We start from the raw sequence: 15,716 nt of genomic DNA, 5'->3' as shown, positions 1-15,716 counted from the left end.
AGTACGGGGGAAGCACATGCGTCACTTCGGGCACATTACGCCCATGGCCCGCAAGGACCTCTTCCACCAGGAGCCCATCGAGTTCTCCTCGGCCTCCCCCGCCGGGACGCTCGCCGCCGCCCTCGGCGCGACCCTCTACAGCCCCGCCACCCGGCCCGCCCTCGCCGCCGACATCCGCAAGCAGGCCGGCCGCGGAGTCGTCTCCATGGTCCTCTGCCTGGAGGATTCCATCAGCGACTCCGACGTCGTGGACGGCGAGGAGAACCTCGTCCGGCAGTTCGCGATCCTCGACGCCGAGAGCGAACAGGGCGCCGAGCCACCGCTCCTGTTCATCCGCGTCCGCACCCCGGAACAGATCCCCGACCTGGTGCGCCGGCTCGGAGGCACGGTGCGGCATCTGGCCGGATTCGTACTTCCGAAGTTCACCGAGAGCCGGGGAGTGGCCTTCCTCGACGCCGTCGCCGAGGCCGAGGCCCGCGCCGGACTGTCCCGGCTGTACGCGATGCCGGTCCTGGAGACCCCCGACCTCCTCCACCTCGAAACCCGCGTCGACGCCCTCGCGGGCATCTCGCGCACCGTCAACCGCTACCGCGAGCGCGTCCTCGCCCTGCGCCTCGGCGTCACCGACTTCTGCTCCGTGTACGGCCTGCGCCGCACCCCCGACATGACCGCCTACGACGTCCAGATCGTCGCCGGCGTCATCGCCGACGTGGTCAACGTCCTCAGCCGCGCCGACGGCACCGGCTTCACCGTCACCGGCCCCGTCTGGGAGTACTTCCGCAGCCAGCAGCGACTCTTCAAGCCGCAGCTGCGCCGCAGCCCCTTCCTGGAGGAGGGCGTGGAGGAGCTGCGCACCGCGCTCATCGAGCACGACCTCGACGGGCTGCTGCGCGAGATCGAACTCGATCGGGCCAACGGGCTGCTGGGCAAGACCTGCATCCACCCGGCGCACGTCACGCCCGTGCACGCGCTGTCGGTGGTCTCCCACGAGGAGTTCAGCGACGCCCAGGACATCCTGCGGCCCGAGCGGCTCGGTGGTGGAGTGATGCGGTCGGCGTACACGAACAAGATGAACGAGGTGAAGCCCCACCGGGCCTGGGCCGAGCGCACCATGCTGCGCGCCGAGGTCTTCGGTGTGGCGAGGGAGGAGGTCGGCTTCGTCGACCTCCTGACGGCGGGACTCCAGGTGTGAGCCCGGACCACCGGGCCCCGCGGGTCCCCGCCGGAACGCTGAAGGAGACGGGAACGGCAGTGGAGAAGGCGCGCAACGACGAGACGACCGGCCCGGTGTGGTCGGGTGCCTGGGTCGCGGACCGGCTGGGCGTCGGCCTGCGGGACGCGGACGGCCCCCGGGCCCCCGGCGCACCCGGCGCCCCCGAGGCCTCCGAGGTCCGTGGAGGCCCCGAGGCCCCGCGCCTGGAATCCCTCCTCGGGCTCGCCCTGCGGCGCAACCCCAAGCGGGCCCACCTGCTGGTCTCGCGGGTGCTGGGCAAGCACGTCCCGCAGTCGCCCGCCGTCGTCCACGCCGCCGGGTACGGCCTCGGCGAGCGCGTACGGGAGCTGCTCGGGGACGAGGGGGCCGCCTCGGCGGTGGTCCTGGGCTACGCCGAGACCGCGACCGGCCTCGGGCACTGCGTCGCCGACGGCCTGGGCGGCGCCCCCTACCTGCACTCCACGCGCCGCCCGGTGGCGGGCGTGGAGGCGGCCGGCGGCTTCGAGGAGTCCCACTCGCACGCCACCTCGCACCTGCTGCTGCCGCAGGACCCGCTCCTGCTGGCGGGCGACGGCCCGCTGGTCCTGGTCGACGACGAGTTCTCCACCGGCAACACCGTCCTGAACACCATCGCCGACCTGCACGCGCGCCACCCTCGCGGTCACTACGTCGTGGTCGCCCTCGTGGACATGCGCGGCCCGGCCGACCGCGACCGGCTGACCGCCTTCGCCGAGGGGCTGGGCGCGCGCGTGGACCTGATCGCGCTGGCCTCCGGCACGGTCTCCCTCCCCGAGGGAGTCCTGGCCAAGGGCCAGGCCCTGGTCGAGGAGTACGAGAAGTACGAGGCCTCCGCGGACGCGGCTGCGGACGGGGCCCCCGGCGCAGGCGGCCCCGGCGACCGGGCCCCCCACGTCACCCGGATCCCGCTCGACTGGCCCGCCGGCGTGCCCGACGGGGGCCGGCACGGCTTCACCCCCGCGCACCGCACCGCCCTGGAGGCGGCCCTCCCGCACCTGGCCCGGCAGCTCGCGGACGCGCTCGGCACGGCGCCCGGCCGGGTCCTCGTACTCGGCAACGAGGAGCTGATGTACGCGCCGCTGCGGCTCGCGCTCGCCCTGGAGGAGTCCGGGACGGCCGCCGAGGTGCGGTACTCGACCACGACCCGCTCGCCGGTGCTGGCCGTCGACGACCCCGGCTACGCCATCCGCACCCGCCTGGTCTTCCCCGCCCACGACGACCCGGCCGACGGCCCCGGCGACCGGTACGCGTACAACGTGCGCGGCGCCGGCTTCGACGCCGTCGTCGCCGTCGTCGACTCCACCGGCGACACCCCCGCCCTGCACACCGGCCTCCTGGCCGCGCTCGCCCCGCACACCGGACGCGTCCTGCTGGCCGTCGTCCCCTCGTACACCCCGGACCGCACCCCCGGGCACGCCCCCGACCGGCAGGAGCCGATCATGCCCGAGCCCACCGCGCTCCCCGAACCCCTGCGCGGCCCGGCCTTCTCCTCGTACGCCCCCGAGGACGTCGGCTGGCTCCTCCAGGACCTCTCCGGGGTGGAACTGGAGGCGCCGACCGAGGAACGCGAGGAGGCCATCCAGGCGGGCGGCGCCCACTACGCCGAATCCCTGCCCGTCGAGTACCAGCCCTCCGACGCCTACCAGGCCCTGTACCGCAGCGCCCTCGACGCCTCCGCCGCCCGCATCGCCCGCGCCGTCGGCACCGTCACCGAGACCGTCCTCGCCGAACGCTCCCCGGCCCCCGTCCTGGTCTCCCTGGCCCGCGCCGGCACCCCCGTCGGCGTCCTCATGCGGCGCTGGGCGCGGGACCGGCACGGCCTGGACCTGCCGCACTACGCCGTCTCGATCGTGCGCGGCCGGGGCATCGACGCCAACGCCCTGCGCTGGCTGGCCGCCCACCACGACCCGGCCGACATCGTCTTCGTCGACGGCTGGACCGGCAAGGGCGCCATCACCCGCGAGCTGCGCGAGGCGCTCGCGGAGTTCGAGGGCTTCGACCCGGAGATCGTGGTCCTCGCCGACCCCGGCTCCTGCGTGAAGACGTACGGCACCCGCGAGGACTTCCTGATCCCCTCCGCCTGCCTGAACTCCACCGTCTCCGGCCTCGTCTCGCGCACCGTCCTGCGGGCCGACCTCGTCGGGCCCGGCGACTTCCACGGCGCGAAGTTCTACCGCGAGCTGGCCGGCGCCGACGTCTCCACCGACTTCGTCGACGCCGTCGCCGCCCGCTTCGAGGAGGTCGCCGAGGCCGTCGCCGAAGAGGTCAAGGAACTCCTCGCCGCCGACCGCACCCCCACCTGGGTGGGCTGGGCGGCCGTCGAACGCATCAGCGAGGAGTACGGCATCCACGACGTGAACCTCGTCAAGCCCGGCGTCGGCGAGACCACCCGCGTCCTGCTGCGCCGCGTACCGTGGAAGATCCTGGCCCGTCGCGGAGCCGGCCCCGACCTGGACCACGTGCGCCTGCTCGCCGAGCAGCGCGGGGTGACGGTCGAGGAGGTCGACGGGCTGCCCTACACCTGCGTAGGACTCATACACCCCCGCTACACGCGCGGCGCCACGGGCGCCGACGGAAAGGCAGTGGCCGCCAAGTGACCGTCCTCGTAGCCAGCGACCTCGACCGCACGCTCATCTACTCGGCCGCCGCCCTCGGCCTGACCATGCCCGACGCGCAGGCCCCCCGCCTGCTGTGCGTCGAGGTCCACGAGAGCAAGCCGCTGTCGTACATGACGGAGACGGCGGCCGGACTGCTCGCGGAGCTGAGCGCCGACCCGTCGGTGGTCTTCGTCCCGACCACGACGCGCACCCGCAAGCAGTACCAGCGGATCCGCTTCCCCGGCCGGCCCGCCCCCTACGCGATCTGCGCCAACGGCGGCCAGCTCCTCGTGGACGGGGTCCCGGACCGGGACTGGCGCCGGACCGTCGCCGCGCGCCTCGCCCGCGAGTGCGCCCCGCTGGAGGAGGTGCACCGGCACCTGCTCGCCGTGTCCGACCCGGCGTGGCTGCGCAAGACGCGCGTGGCGGAGGACCTCTTCGCGTACCTCGTCGTCGAGCGGCCCCTGGTCCCCGAGGAATGGCTCAAGGGCCTCGCCGAGTGGGCCGAGGAGCGGGGCTGGACCGTCTCCCTCCAGGGCCGCAAGATCTACGCCGTACCGCGCCCGCTGACCAAGAGCGCCGCCATGCGCGAGGTCGCCCGACGCACGGGGGCCACGACCACCCTGGCCGCCGGCGACTCCCTCCTGGACGCCGACCTGCTGCTGGCGGCCGACCGGGCGTGGCGCCCGGGCCACGGGGAACTCGCGGACGCCGGCTGGACGGCGCCGTCGGTGACCGCGCTGGAGGAGACCGGAGTGGTGGCGGGTGAGCGAATCATCCGCGCTTTCGGGGAAGCGGTTGCCACACTGGCCGCATGACCAAGGGCAACAGCACCAAGATCACTGACGAGCTCTACGCCTACGTGCTCGCACACAACCCCCCGCTGGACGAGTTCCAGCGGGGGCTGGTCGAGACCACGTGGGAGAGGTTCCCCGACCGGGCGATGATGCAGTCGGCCCACGAACAGGGCCCCCTGCTGGCCTTCCTGGTCCGCCTCACGGGAGCCCGACACATCGTCGAGGTGGGCACCTTCACCGGCTTCTCCGCCCTGTCCATGGCCCAGGCCCTGCCCGCGGACGGACGCCTCATCGCCTGCGACGTCTCGGAGGAGTGGACGGCGTACGGGCGCGAGGCCTGGAAGGCCGCCGGCGTCGCGGACCGCATCGACCTGCGCATCGGCCGGGCCCTGGACACCCTGCGCGCCATGCCCGCCGAGCCCCACATCGACCTCGCCTACATCGACGCCGACAAGGAGAGCCAGATCCTCTACTGGGAGGAACTGGTCCCCCGGATGCGGCCGGGCGCCCTGATCGTCACCGACAACACCCTCTTCCACGGCACGGTCCTCGACGAGTCCCCCGACGGTCGGGGCGCGAGCGTGCGGGCCTTCAACGACCACGTCGACGCCGACCCGCGGACGGAGTCCGTCCTGCTGGCGATCTCGGACGGACTCACGCTCTCGCGCAAACGCTGACCGGCCGTCGACCGGCGGAACCGGCCGTTGACCTGCGGTAACGACCCGCGGGCCGGCCGGTCGGCGCTCGTTCGCGGGCTAGCCGCAGGCACCTCCGCCGCAGCAACCTCCCCCGCCGCCCCCGCCCATCGGCCGGGCCGGCGCGGGCCCCCCGCCCGACCCGCCGACGGCGACCGCCGACAGCAGCTTGACGGTGTCCGCGTGCCCGGCGGGGCAGTCGGCGGGAGCGGAGGACTCGGCCATCGGACGACTGACCTCGAAGGTGTCGTCGCAGGTCCGGCAGCGGAATTCGTAACGAGGCATGCCGCCAAGACTAAGAGGAGCGGGCGCCGGCAGGAAGCACCCGACCCCGCGCCCGCTGCTCACGGGCCGCCTCCTCGGGGTGACGGGCACGCCAGTACGGATTGTCGTGCGGCAGGGCGCTGCCGACCCTCCCGTACATCCCGAACCACATCAGCATCACGCCGACGACGAAACTGAACAGCACGTTCTGGATCCTGAACGCCAGGAAGTTCAGGCCCGTGTCCAACAGCGCCAGGTTCACGAAGCCGCTCGCGATGAACAGCACGCCCAGCACGATGTTCAACGTCGAGGCGAAGGTCCCGCCCACCAGCATCCCGGCGAAGAGCAGCCCGCCGATGCAGATCGACAGGACGCTCAACGCGCCGTTGGTGTTCAGCGCCAGCACCGTGTCGCCGCCCGTGTCGAAGAAACCGATCCGGTCCACCAACCCCAGGATCCCGAAGACCACCAGCAACAGACCCGTCAGTCCCGCCCCCACCCGGTACACCTTGCTGAGCTTGTGGTCGGTCGGCAGGTGCTCGTCGAGCCGCGCGTTGACGGGGTGCAGGGCGCGATTGACCCGCCGCGCGATGACCTGGCGGGCCGGTGGCGCGGGCGCCGCGCCGCCCTCGTGGGGCACGTACGGTGCGTAATGCTCATGGGGTTCCGTGCAGCCGTACGCGGCGTGAGGCGCATAGGACCCCTGGGACGTGTGGACGGTATGGGCAGCCATGGTGCCCTCCTCTGCTCCGTTCCCGGCACCTCCCAGCATCCGCCCATACCGCCCGAAACGCCACGACGGGCGCCCGGCGGGTGGGAGCCCGGGTGGTGGGCACCCGGGTTGTGGGAGCCCGGGCGGTGGGAGCCCGGCTGGTGTGCGCCTGGTCCCGGGCAACGGTCGGCCGCTGCCCGGATCGGCCGCTGCCCGGATCGGACCGGCGCGGGCCGATGCGAGCCCGGATCGGCGCGGGCCCGAACCGGCCCCGGCCCGAACCGGCCCCGGCCCGGCTCAGCCCTGGCCGCGCTCCGCCCGGATGCCGTCCACCACCCGGTGCACCGCACCCCGCACGTCCGCCATCTCCAGCAGGAACGCCCAGTAGTCCGGATGCCGCCCCTCCAACCCCGCCACCGCCCGCTCCACCCGGGCCACCGCCTCGTCCAACGGACGCGCGTGCCGCGGCTCCGGCACACTGCGGCCCGCCATCGCCAGCCGCTGCGCGTCCCGGATCGCGAACCGGGTCCGCTCCACCTCCACCTTCGGGTCCCGCGCCACCGCCTCCAGCCGCGTCAGCCGGTCCTGCGCCGCAGACACCGCCTCGTCGGTCGCCTCCAGCGCGTCCCGCACCTCCTCGACGAGCGCCCCGACATCGGCCCAGCGCTGCTCCTCCCGCGCCCGACCCGCCTCCCGCAGCCGCTCCTCGGCCCGCGCCACGTCCCGCACCGCCTCCTGCGGAACCTGCTGGAGGTCCTGCCAACACGCCGCACTGAACCGCCGACGCAACTCGCTGAGCACCGGATCCACCCGGTCCGCCCGATTGCGCAGCGCCTGCGCCCGGGTCCGCAGGCTCACCAGCCGCCGGTCGACCTCCGCCGCCCGCTCCGGAAGCCGCACCGCCTCGGCCCGTACGGCCTCCGCGTCCCGCAGGATCCGATCCGCGCGCTGCACCGTCTCCTGCACCCCGTGCCGCGCCGCACCCTGGTTCAGCTTCGTCAGCTCCGGCCCCAACGCCGCCAGCCGCGCCGCCAGATCGTCGGCCCGAAAACCCCGCGCCCGCGCCGCGTCCAACGCGTCACTCGCCGCCAACAGCGCCGCCCGCGCCCGCTCCCGCGCCGGCGCGACCCGCGCCAGCTGCGTCTCCGCCTTGTCCAGCAACGGCTGCAACCCCTGCGCGAACCGCTCCAGCTCCCCCTGGACCCGTACCAGCTCGTCCTTGGCCCGCGTCAACTGCTGCCGGGCCTGCGAGGCCGCCGAACCCTCCAGATCGACCCGGTCCAGGTCGTGCGCGTCGACCGCCTCGATGTACACGTGACTGACCTCGTCGATGCGCCGGCCGAGCGCCGCGAACCCCTCGGTCGCCTCCCGCGCGGCGGGAGACCCGTCCGCCGCGGCGATGGTCTCGATGGAGATCCGCAGGTCCCGCTGGGCCGTGTCCAACGCGTAGAACGCCGCCGCGGCGGCATCCTTCGCCGCCTGCGCGTCGGCCCTTCGACTCTCGTCCCGCCCCCCGAACCACCGCCGGGATGCCGTCGTCACAATCCCACTCCCGTGCCGTGTCCGCCATGCCCCGATCCATTCTCCCCCACGGGAACGCGTTTGCGTGGGGAGTGCGCACTCCATGTAGGCTGTCCACTCGTCCACGGGTGCGTAGCTCAGGGGTAGAGCGCTGCTCTTACAAAGCAGATGTCGGCGGTTCGAAACCGTCCGCGCCCACCAGTGCAAAGGCCCCCAACCGATCTTGGTTGGGGGCCTTTGACAGCTAAAAGTGACGGCAATGCCTACTCGGTGGGCCGCATACCGTGGAGGCGGGTGCGTCGTCGTCGCGGCCGCCCTCTGCGAGATGGCCCCCGAGATTCCGATCAACCGATGATTGAGGGCGCTATGGGGGACGGGAAGCTCTCCGATGGCGAACTGGAGCTGTTCATCCGGTATCTGCACCGGTTCGCGAAGCACGACGTGGACATCTTCCTCAACTTGGAACTCGGAGACCCTGAGTACCCCGTCTACGTGACCTTCTCCCGGGATTACCCCCCCCGATCGGAGAGGTCGCGGACTTTCGGCGGCCGGTCCTGAAGCGGCGACAGGCGCCGTCCGAATTCGACAGCAGCGATGGTGGATGACAGCGGCTCTGTGGGTCCCGGTGGGCCTGCGGAGCGCCTGTCGCCAACGCCGGCGCTGGACCTTGACCTGCCGAAGCGGGCGAAACACAAGTGACCCCCGGATGCGGTTCGGACCGTCCGCGCCCACTGACACGAAGGCCCCCAACCGGGCACGGTTGGGGGCCTTTCGCGTGCGGGTCCGACGGCTACGGGGTCGTGCGCCCGGGTGGGGCGGGGTGGGGTCAGGCGTTGGGGCGCTTGCCGTGGTTGGCCTTCTTCTTCTTGCGGGCGCGACGCTTGTTTCCTCGCTTGGCCATGGTGCGTACTCCCTTATCCCGGACAATTCGGGTCTTCGTCAGTCTAGGTTCCGGCCCACGGCCCCGCATCAGAGTGCGGTTGTTCGGGTGACGCGGAGGGGATGTCCCTCCTGGGGGGTGGTCGGGATGGTCGCGGTCGGGGAGTGGGTCTTCGGAGTCGGGGCGGGAGTGGCGGCCGCCGCGCTGGTGGGCGCCGAGTGGTTGCGGGGGAACCGGTTCGAGCGGCGCCGCGACGAGGAGCGGGCGCGACTGCTGGAGGGCGTCGTCGCCCCGGGCACCCCGGCCGGACCGCAGCCGGCCGAACCCCGGTTCGTGGACGCCGGCACGCACGGCGCCGAGGACTCCGTACTCGGCGACCGGCGCGACGAGTTCACCCCGATCCTCGTCGAGTACTACGCCTACGGACTCGCCCAGGCCCGCAGCAGCTTCGCGACCAGCCAACGCTTCGCCGGGGTCGGCGCGGCCATCCTGCTCTTCGGCGTCGCCCTCGCCGTGTGGAAGGCCGAGAGCGCGGGCGACGTGTACGTCGGCGTCGTGACCAGCTCCGTCGGCCTGGTCGTCACCCTCGTCGGGCAACTGTTCCACCGGCGGGCCGACGTCGCCCTGCGGCACATGGCGGCCCAGACCGCCGCCCTGCGCGAGGACCGGCGGGCCGCCGAGAACACCCAGCAGGCGATCGGCCTGCTGGACGAGATCGCCGATCCGGCGCTCAGGGGCCGATTGCAGGCCGGGCTGATTCTCAAGCTTTCCGGGGCCGACCTGCCGTCCGCCGCGCCATAGTGGAGGCATGTGCCGTTCCATTAAGACGCTGCGCCCGCCCGCGATCCCGGAGAAGGCCACCGAGGAGGAGATCCGCGCGGCCGCGCTCCAATACGTACGCAAGGTGTCCGGCTTCCGGGCCCCCGCCGCGCACAACCAGGAGGTGTTCGAGGCGGCGGTCGACGCCGTCGCCGAGGCCACCCGGCTCCTGCTCGACGGGGTCCAGGTGCGCGGGCAGCGGGCCCCCGCCGCCTCCTGACCGCGACCCGGCGGGGGGTGGGGAGCACGCGTCTCCTCACCCCTCGCGGGCCGGCGCGGTCAGCGGGTCGCCGCGGTGCGGCGGCGCAGGACCCACGCGCCGGTGCCGAGGGCGCCGGCCGCGAGGACGCCGCCGAGCGCGATCTGGCCCGGGCTCATCGAGTCGACGCTGCCGCCGAGACCGCCGCGCGCCGCGCCCGGTGACACCTGGAGGGAGACGGTGACCCGCTGCCCGCCGGCACCGCCGCACTCGAAGGTGACGGGGTGCGTGCCGGTGGTGGCGTTGCGGGAGACGGTGGCGGTGCCGTAGAGGTTGGTCGCCTCCAGGTTGCCCGGGGTCAGCGAGACGTCGCCGAAAAGGGTGGAGGAGGCCTTGCCGGTCTTCGTTCCGCAGCCCGCGATGTTGAGGCTGACCCGGCCTCCGGGGGCGACGGTGCCGGGGGAGACGGAAGCGGACGGGGCGGCGGAGGCCAGGGTGGCGGGGGTGACGGCCGCGACGACGAGTGTCGCGGCGGCGATCCCCGTCAGGCGGTGCCGGTAGCGCGTGGGGGACATGGAGAGAACTCCTCGGGCTCCTCGAAACGACGCGGATTCGGTTGCGTGCCGTGCCTAGGACGCTAGAAGCCACGCCGCCGGGCGGCGATCGGTGCCGGGTGAACGGGTGACGGCGCTGACCCACCCGGGCGACGAGCGGCGTCCGCCGGGCGTGGCGGCCGGTGAACCGGGGCGGGCGGGGCCCCTCGCCGCTCGCCGCTCGGCGCCGGCGGCCGTCCGGTGCGCCCGCGCTTCCCCCGTACGCCCACCCGGGCGCGGGGCTCGGGCGGCCCGACCGGCGGGGTCGCTCAGGTCGCCGGGGTGGCGGCGGGGGGAGGGGGACGACGGATGACGAAGGCCGCGAGGGAGCCCGCCGCGAACAGCGCGATCAGCGAGACGACCGGGCCCAGCCAGGTCGCCCCCAGCCACTGGGTGCCGAAGTAGCCCAGGGCCACGCTGTAGCCCGCCCACGTGATCCCGGCCAGGACCGACCAGGGCAGGAACTCCCGCACCTTCCGACGCGTCCGGCCCGCCCCCAGCGACACCACCGAACGGCCGGCCGGGGCGAAGCGGGCCAGCACGACGAGGGCGCCGCCGCCGCGGGCCAGTGCCGTACCGAGGCGGTCGTGGGCCCGCGTCAGACGCCGCGAGCGGGCCACGACCCGGTCCAGCCGGACGCTGCCGCGCCGCGCGAGCCGGTACGCCGCCATGTCGCCCACCACCGAGGAGGTCGCGGCGACGAGCAGCAGCGTCGCGACGTCCGGCACCGGCGCGGACGTCCCGGCGCCGGCGGCCGCCGTCGCCGCGGCGGTGATCACCAGAACGCCGCTGGGCAGCACCGGCAGGAAGACGTCGAGCAGGATGGACAGCGCCACCACGGCGTAGATCCAGGGGCTCGCGGTCAGCGACCCCAGAGTCTCAAGCAAGGCGGGACTCCCCGGTCCGAGGCGCCGCGTGGTCGCGGGGGAGCGGCAGGGGCGGCTTGACAGCCATACAGCGTACGCCCGGCGGCATCACCCCGGCCCCCCGCCCCCGCCCCACCCTCCCCTTACCCCCTGCCCCGCCTGGATTCGGTTTCGGCACGGCGGCCCGGCGGCCCGGCGCTCCGGGGCTCGGCTCTCCGTCGTCCCGCCCGGGCCGGTCTACTCCGGGGCGGTCAGGTCGCGGTCCAGGACCGTGACCAGCCGGGTGGTCGAGCCCCGGCGGCGGGCCTGGTCCAGGTGCAGCCGGGCGGAGCGGCCCGCCAGCGCCAGCGTCATCAGCTGGTTGCCGAACCACGGGCCGCCCGAGCGCCGCCAGCTCAGCGGCGGCCGGCCCGTCCGCCCGTGCCGCGAGAAGCCGCGCCCCAGCCAGCGGCCCAGCCGCGACCACCCCAGCCGGAAGCCCCACTTCACCGCCAGGTGGATGGAGTTGTGCACCGGGGAACAGGTCAGCTGGAACACCCGGGCCGTGCTCGGTATTCGGGGCTCGGCGACGTACGCGTGGTGCACGTCCCCCGACAGGACGCAGACCGTCGCGGGCGCCCGGGGGCCCGTGCCCACCTCCTCGATCAGGTCGCTGAGCGCCGCGAACGAGGCCGGGAACGCCGCCCAGTGCTCCAGATCGCTGCGCCGGCGCAGGTCCTCGCCGATCCGAGCCCACCGGGGCCCCCGCTCCCCCCGGCACAGGGCGGCGTTCCACACCTCCGCGTCGTGGATCAGCGGGGGCATCAGCCACGGGAGGGAGGACCCGATCAGCAGGTGGTCGTATCCGCCGTGTCCCTCCAGCGCGTTCTCCCGGAGCCACTGCCGCTCGGCCGGGTCGAGCATGGCCCGGTCGTCCTCGTCGAGCACCCGGGCGGCCCGGGTGTCCACCATCAGCAGCCGCGAGCGCCCGAAGTCGCGCCGGTAGCTCCAGCGCACGCAGCCGGGGTCGGCGTCCGCCGCGGCGGCGAAGGCGCGCAGCGCGTCCGTGCCGTCCGGGGTGGCGCGGACCGAGGCGTACAGGGCGTCCCGGTCGAGTTCGGCGTGGGAGAGGTTGCCCAGGTGCTGGTACACCCAGTACGTCATCAGCCCGCTGAGGATCCGCTCCGGCCACCACGGGGTCGCCCGCATCTCGGCGAGCCAGGCGGCGCTGGTGTTCCAGTCGTCTATGACGTCGTGGTCGTCGAACATGTGCAGGCTCGGCACCGTCGACAGCAGCCAGCGGATCTCGGGGTCGAGCCAGGACTCGTAGTAGAGCCGGGTGTACTCCTCGTAGTCCCCGACCTGTGCGCCGGGGGCCTCCCGAAGGTCCCGGCGGGCCGCGAGCCACTGCCGGGTCTCGCGGGACAGCTGGTCGGCGTAGACCTGGTCGCCGAGGAGCAGCAGGACGTCCGGGCGGGTGGCGTCCGGTGCGGAGGCGAGCCGTGCCGCGAGGGTGTCCAGGGCGTCGGCGCCGTGCGGTCCGCGGCGGTCGGCGGGGGGCGCGGCCTGCCGGCAGGAGCCGAAGGTGATGCGCAGCTCGGGCGTCGGCCGGCCGGGGCCGCCCACCGCCGGGGTGGTGATCGTGCTGGGCGGGAAGCGGCCGTCGACGGCGGGCCAGACCGGCAGCCCGTCGAGGAACACCTCGTAGGCCGTGGTCGTGCCCGCCGTCAGGCCCGTGACCGGTATCAGCGCGTAGTGGTGTCCGGCGATCTGGAAGGTGCGGGCGCTGCCGCCCGCGCCGTCGGCGCAGCGCACTTCCGCCGTGCACGGGCGGTCGGCCTCCACCCACACGGTGGCGCTGTCGCCCGTGTTCCAGTCGACGTAGCGCAGCAGTGGCCCAAGCCGCAATCCGGCCATCCAACTCCCCCTCCTCGGCAGCCCTTTCGATCACGGTACGGGGTGGGAGGGGGCCCTGGCCTCCCCCTGGCGGGGGAGAGGGAGGGGTGAATGCGGGAAGTCGGGGTCAGCAGCCGTTCAGGACGTTGACCAGGGCCGTCTTCTCACCGGAGTCCATGGTCAGACCGTAGTACTGCTTCACCTCGACCCACATGCGGGCGTACGTGCAGCGGTAGGCGGTGCGCGAGGGCAGCCACTTGCCGGGGTCGAGGTCGCCCTTGGCCTGGTTGACGTTGTCGGTGACGGCTATGAGCTGCGGCCGGGTGAGGTCGTTGGCGAGTTGCCGGCGGCGTTCGGTGGTCCAGGAGGAGGCGCCGGAGCGCCAGGCCTCGGCGAGCGGGACGACGTGGTCGATGTCGACGTCGGAGGCGGCGGTCCAGGTGGCGCCGTCGTACTCGGAGTACCAGCTGCCGCCGGTGGCGGCGCAGGCGGAGTCGGTGACGACGTTCACTCCGTCGCGCTTGAGGACGGTCTCGCGGGTGTTGCAGGTGCCGGAGACGGTGCCCCAGTGCGGGAAGAGGGTGCGGCTGTAGCCGCTGAGGGAGCCCTCGGTGGTCGGCGTGACGGTGGCCAGGTAGGAGCGGGCGGCCGCCGCGCTGATCGGGGCGGGCGGGGAGGCGAGGGCGGAGGGGGCGTTGACGAGAGTGGTGAGGGAGGCGAGTGCCACGGCGGAGGCGAGGACGCCGGCGCGGACTGTTCGACGCGCGTAGACGAGGGGCGTGCGGGTGGATGTGAGGGCCATGAGGGCTCCCTGGTGCGGGGGGTGGTGGCCGTTCGACCCCTGGCGGGTCGCGGCCATGGTGGCGGCGCCGGATGTCGGGGGGACGGGCGCCAGGTGAAAGGTTGCCGACATGGGCACGTCACATCAAGGAGTCCAACGTCCGGGAATCAAGCGGAAGTTGAGATTCCCCACACATCGGGGCGTCCCGAAGGGGGGCGGGGCGGGGTCAACCTCACATACCGGGCGGGTCCGGGGTGCGGGTGTCGTCACGTACCCTGGACGGAGCAGAAGGGGAGTAGCTCTTCGCCGGACCGTCGACATACTGCTGGGTCACACCAGCCGGCGCCCGGAGGCGAACCGCGTGAGCGGGCCGCCAGCGAGACCTTCGGCCGCAGTGTCCTGTCCGTGTGGCGCGCGTGATCGCGTCGCGCGTTTCCACCCCCAGGGCGCCGCCGTGCCGAAGCGACCCCTGAAACACCCCAGGTCTCTCGGTTCGACGGCGTCCTGCCCGACCGATCGAGGTTTCACTCCGTGTTCAGCTTCACCGTCATGGCCATCGCCTTCGGCGTCGTCTTCCTCGCCGAACTCCCCGACAAGACGGCCCTCGCCGGTCTGATGCTCGGCACCCGCTACCGCGCCTCGTACGTCTTCGCGGGCGTCGCCGCCGCCTTCGCCGTGCACGTCGCGCTCGCCATCGCCGCCGGCAGTGTGCTCACGCTCCTGCCCCACCGGCTGGTCCAGGCCGTCGTCGGACTCCTCTTCCTCGCGGGCGCGGCGATGCTGCTCCTGAAGAAGAGCGACGACGAGGAGGAGGTCAAGCCGCCCGCCGACCAGTCCTTCTGGAAGGTCTCCGGGGCGGGGTTCATGCTGATCCTGGTCGCCGAGTTCGGCGACCTGACCCAGATCATGACCGCGAACCTCGCCGCGCGCTACGACGACCCCGTCTCCGTCGGCCTCGGCGCCGTGCTGGCCCTGTGGGCGGTCGCGGGCATCGGCATCCTGGGCGGTCGCACGCTCATGAAGTACGTGCCGCTGAAGCTCATCACCAAGATCGCCGCCTGCGTCATGGCGGCCCTGGCCGTCTTCTCGCTCTACGAGGCCATCGCGGGCTGACCGCGGTCGCGGGACGGGGCCCGGGCGGCCCCGCGGGCCGGGGAATCCCCTTGCGGGCACCCCGGGCACGCGGGCACGCTCGCGGGCGTGAACACCTCCGACGCCGGGCTCGAACCCGGCTCCGACCGGCGCTTCGGCTGGTCCAACATGTTCGTCGACCCGGCGCGCGACGCCCGCTCCGACGGCGGCTTCCGGGGCGAGCGCGCCATCCTCGCCGGCTACCTGCGCGACCAGCGCCTGACGCTGGAGCTCAAGTGCGAGGGCCTGGACGCCGAAGCGATGGCCCGCCGGTCCGTGCCGCCGTCGAACCTCTCGCTGCTCGGCCTCGTACGCCACCTCGCGGGAGTGGAGCAGAAGTGGTTCCGGCAGGTCATGGCGGGCGAGGAGATCGCCCGCCACTACCGCTCGGCCGAGGACCCGGAAGGGGAGTTCACCGGCGCCCTGCCCGACCCGGCGGTCATCGCGGACGCCTGGGCCACCTGGCGGGCGGAGATCGCCTTCGCGGAGCGGCTGGTGGAGGAGGCCCCCGACCTCGGGATCACCGGAGACGCCGGCGGCGAGCCGATGGAGCTGCGGGAGGTGCTGGTGCACATGATCGAGGAGTACGCCCGCCACAACGGCCACGCGGACTTCCTGCGCGAGCGCGTCGACGGACGCGTGGGCCAGTAGCCGCAGCCGGCGGGCCCCACCCCGCGCGGCCCGTCCCCCACGCGCCACCGTGCCCCGGCGGCACGCGGGCCGACCGGGGCGCGGTGCGGTACGGGGTGCGCGGC

The 15,716-nt window shown here is 73.7% G+C and carries 16 protein-coding genes and 1 tRNA gene; 10 read left to right on the top strand and 7 right to left on the bottom strand.

Features of this window, described 5'->3' with window-relative positions; genetic code table 11:
• The first annotated feature begins 16 nt into the window (after window positions 1-16).
• From AB0D01_RS30365 to AB0D01_RS30350, 4 genes are read left to right on the top strand one after another with little or no spacing between them, the layout of a single operon-like run.
• Window positions 17-1,192, top strand: coding sequence for an HpcH/HpaI aldolase/citrate lyase family protein (locus tag AB0D01_RS30365; protein ID WP_363060837.1), 1,176 nt, complete (start codon window positions 17-19; stop codon window positions 1,190-1,192).
• A gap of 59 nt (window positions 1,193-1,251) precedes the next feature.
• The gene (locus AB0D01_RS30360) at window positions 1,252-3,828 is read left to right on the top strand and encodes a phosphoribosyltransferase (RefSeq protein WP_363060835.1); all 2,577 of its coding nucleotides are present in this window, start codon (window positions 1,252-1,254) and stop codon (window positions 3,826-3,828) included.
• Complete coding sequence (locus tag AB0D01_RS30355) at window positions 3,825-4,646, top strand: HAD family hydrolase (protein ID WP_363060833.1); 822 nt, start codon at window positions 3,825-3,827, stop codon at window positions 4,644-4,646. The genes AB0D01_RS30360 and AB0D01_RS30355 overlap by 4 nt, the downstream gene beginning before the upstream one ends.
• Window positions 4,643-5,302, top strand: a complete 660-nt coding sequence (locus tag AB0D01_RS30350; RefSeq protein WP_363060831.1) for an O-methyltransferase — start codon at window positions 4,643-4,645, stop codon at window positions 5,300-5,302. Before AB0D01_RS30355 ends, AB0D01_RS30350 begins: the two co-directional genes overlap by 4 nt.
• A gap of 78 nt (window positions 5,303-5,380) precedes the next feature.
• Here AB0D01_RS30350 and AB0D01_RS30345 read toward each other — a convergent pair whose 3' ends face one another.
• The 3 genes from AB0D01_RS30345 to AB0D01_RS30335 form a co-directional block, all read right to left on the bottom strand.
• Window positions 5,381-5,605, bottom strand: a complete 225-nt coding sequence (locus tag AB0D01_RS30345) for a zinc ribbon domain-containing protein (RefSeq protein WP_363060829.1) — start codon at window positions 5,603-5,605, stop codon at window positions 5,381-5,383.
• Window positions 5,606-5,615: 10 nt separating this feature from the next.
• Window positions 5,616-6,317 (bottom strand): DUF4383 domain-containing protein, encoded by a 702-nt coding sequence (locus AB0D01_RS30340; protein ID WP_363060827.1) that lies wholly within the window; start codon window positions 6,315-6,317, stop codon window positions 5,616-5,618.
• Window positions 6,318-6,593: 276 nt separating this feature from the next.
• Window positions 6,594-7,838: a hypothetical protein gene (locus AB0D01_RS30335; RefSeq protein WP_363060825.1), complete on the bottom strand. Its 1,245-nt coding sequence runs from the start codon at window positions 7,836-7,838 to the stop codon at window positions 6,594-6,596.
• A 105-nt stretch (window positions 7,839-7,943) separates the two neighbouring features.
• Between AB0D01_RS30335 and AB0D01_RS30330 the strand changes: the two genes are divergently transcribed.
• The 4 genes from AB0D01_RS30330 to AB0D01_RS30315 all read left to right on the top strand — a co-directional run bounded on the left by AB0D01_RS30330 (window position 7,944) and on the right by AB0D01_RS30315 (window position 9,736).
• A tRNA-Val gene (locus AB0D01_RS30330) sits at window positions 7,944-8,018 on the top strand.
• 150 nt (window positions 8,019-8,168) lie between these two features.
• Window positions 8,169-8,375 (top strand): hypothetical protein, encoded by a 207-nt coding sequence (locus AB0D01_RS30325; protein ID WP_363060823.1) that lies wholly within the window; start codon window positions 8,169-8,171, stop codon window positions 8,373-8,375.
• A gap of 469 nt (window positions 8,376-8,844) precedes the next feature.
• Window positions 8,845-9,498, top strand: a complete 654-nt coding sequence (locus AB0D01_RS30320) for a hypothetical protein (RefSeq protein WP_363060821.1) — start codon at window positions 8,845-8,847, stop codon at window positions 9,496-9,498.
• Between the two features lie 7 nt (window positions 9,499-9,505).
• The gene (locus AB0D01_RS30315) at window positions 9,506-9,736 is read left to right on the top strand and encodes a DUF2277 domain-containing protein (protein WP_363060819.1); all 231 of its coding nucleotides are present in this window, start codon (window positions 9,506-9,508) and stop codon (window positions 9,734-9,736) included.
• A gap of 59 nt (window positions 9,737-9,795) precedes the next feature.
• Here the strand turns inward: AB0D01_RS30315 and AB0D01_RS30310 are convergent, their stop codons facing one another.
• The 4 genes from AB0D01_RS30310 to AB0D01_RS30295 all read right to left on the bottom strand — a co-directional run bounded on the left by AB0D01_RS30310 (window position 9,796) and on the right by AB0D01_RS30295 (window position 13,851).
• Window positions 9,796-10,290, bottom strand: coding sequence for a hypothetical protein (locus AB0D01_RS30310; protein ID WP_363060817.1), 495 nt, complete (start codon window positions 10,288-10,290; stop codon window positions 9,796-9,798).
• 287 nt (window positions 10,291-10,577) lie between these two features.
• Window positions 10,578-11,195 carry a VTT domain-containing protein gene (locus AB0D01_RS30305; protein ID WP_363060815.1) on the bottom strand — a complete coding sequence of 206 codons (618 nt, stop codon included), beginning with the start codon at window positions 11,193-11,195 and terminating at the stop codon, window positions 10,578-10,580.
• Window positions 11,196-11,411: 216 nt separating this feature from the next.
• On the bottom strand, window positions 11,412-13,070 hold the full coding sequence (locus AB0D01_RS30300) for an alkaline phosphatase D family protein (protein WP_363060813.1): 1,659 nt from the start codon (window positions 13,068-13,070) through the stop codon (window positions 11,412-11,414).
• A 106-nt stretch (window positions 13,071-13,176) separates the two neighbouring features.
• Window positions 13,177-13,851, bottom strand: a complete 675-nt coding sequence (locus AB0D01_RS30295; protein WP_363060811.1) for an HNH endonuclease family protein — start codon at window positions 13,849-13,851, stop codon at window positions 13,177-13,179.
• Window positions 13,852-14,361: 510 nt separating this feature from the next.
• Between AB0D01_RS30295 and AB0D01_RS30290 the strand changes: the two genes are divergently transcribed.
• On the top strand, window positions 14,362-14,943 hold the full coding sequence (locus AB0D01_RS30290; protein ID WP_363060809.1) for a TMEM165/GDT1 family protein: 582 nt from the start codon (window positions 14,362-14,364) through the stop codon (window positions 14,941-14,943).
• A 147-nt stretch (window positions 14,944-15,090) separates the two neighbouring features.
• Window positions 15,091-15,612 (top strand): DinB family protein, encoded by a 522-nt coding sequence (locus AB0D01_RS30285; protein WP_363060962.1) that lies wholly within the window; start codon window positions 15,091-15,093, stop codon window positions 15,610-15,612.
• Window positions 15,613-15,716: the final 104 nt, after the last annotated feature.

This window comes from Streptomyces sp. NPDC048606 (assembly GCF_040650855.1).
Taxonomy (GTDB): domain Bacteria; phylum Actinomycetota; class Actinomycetes; order Streptomycetales; family Streptomycetaceae; genus Streptomyces.
Note: the sequence above shows the minus strand (reverse complement) of the source record. Positions and strands in the feature narration are given on the sequence as shown.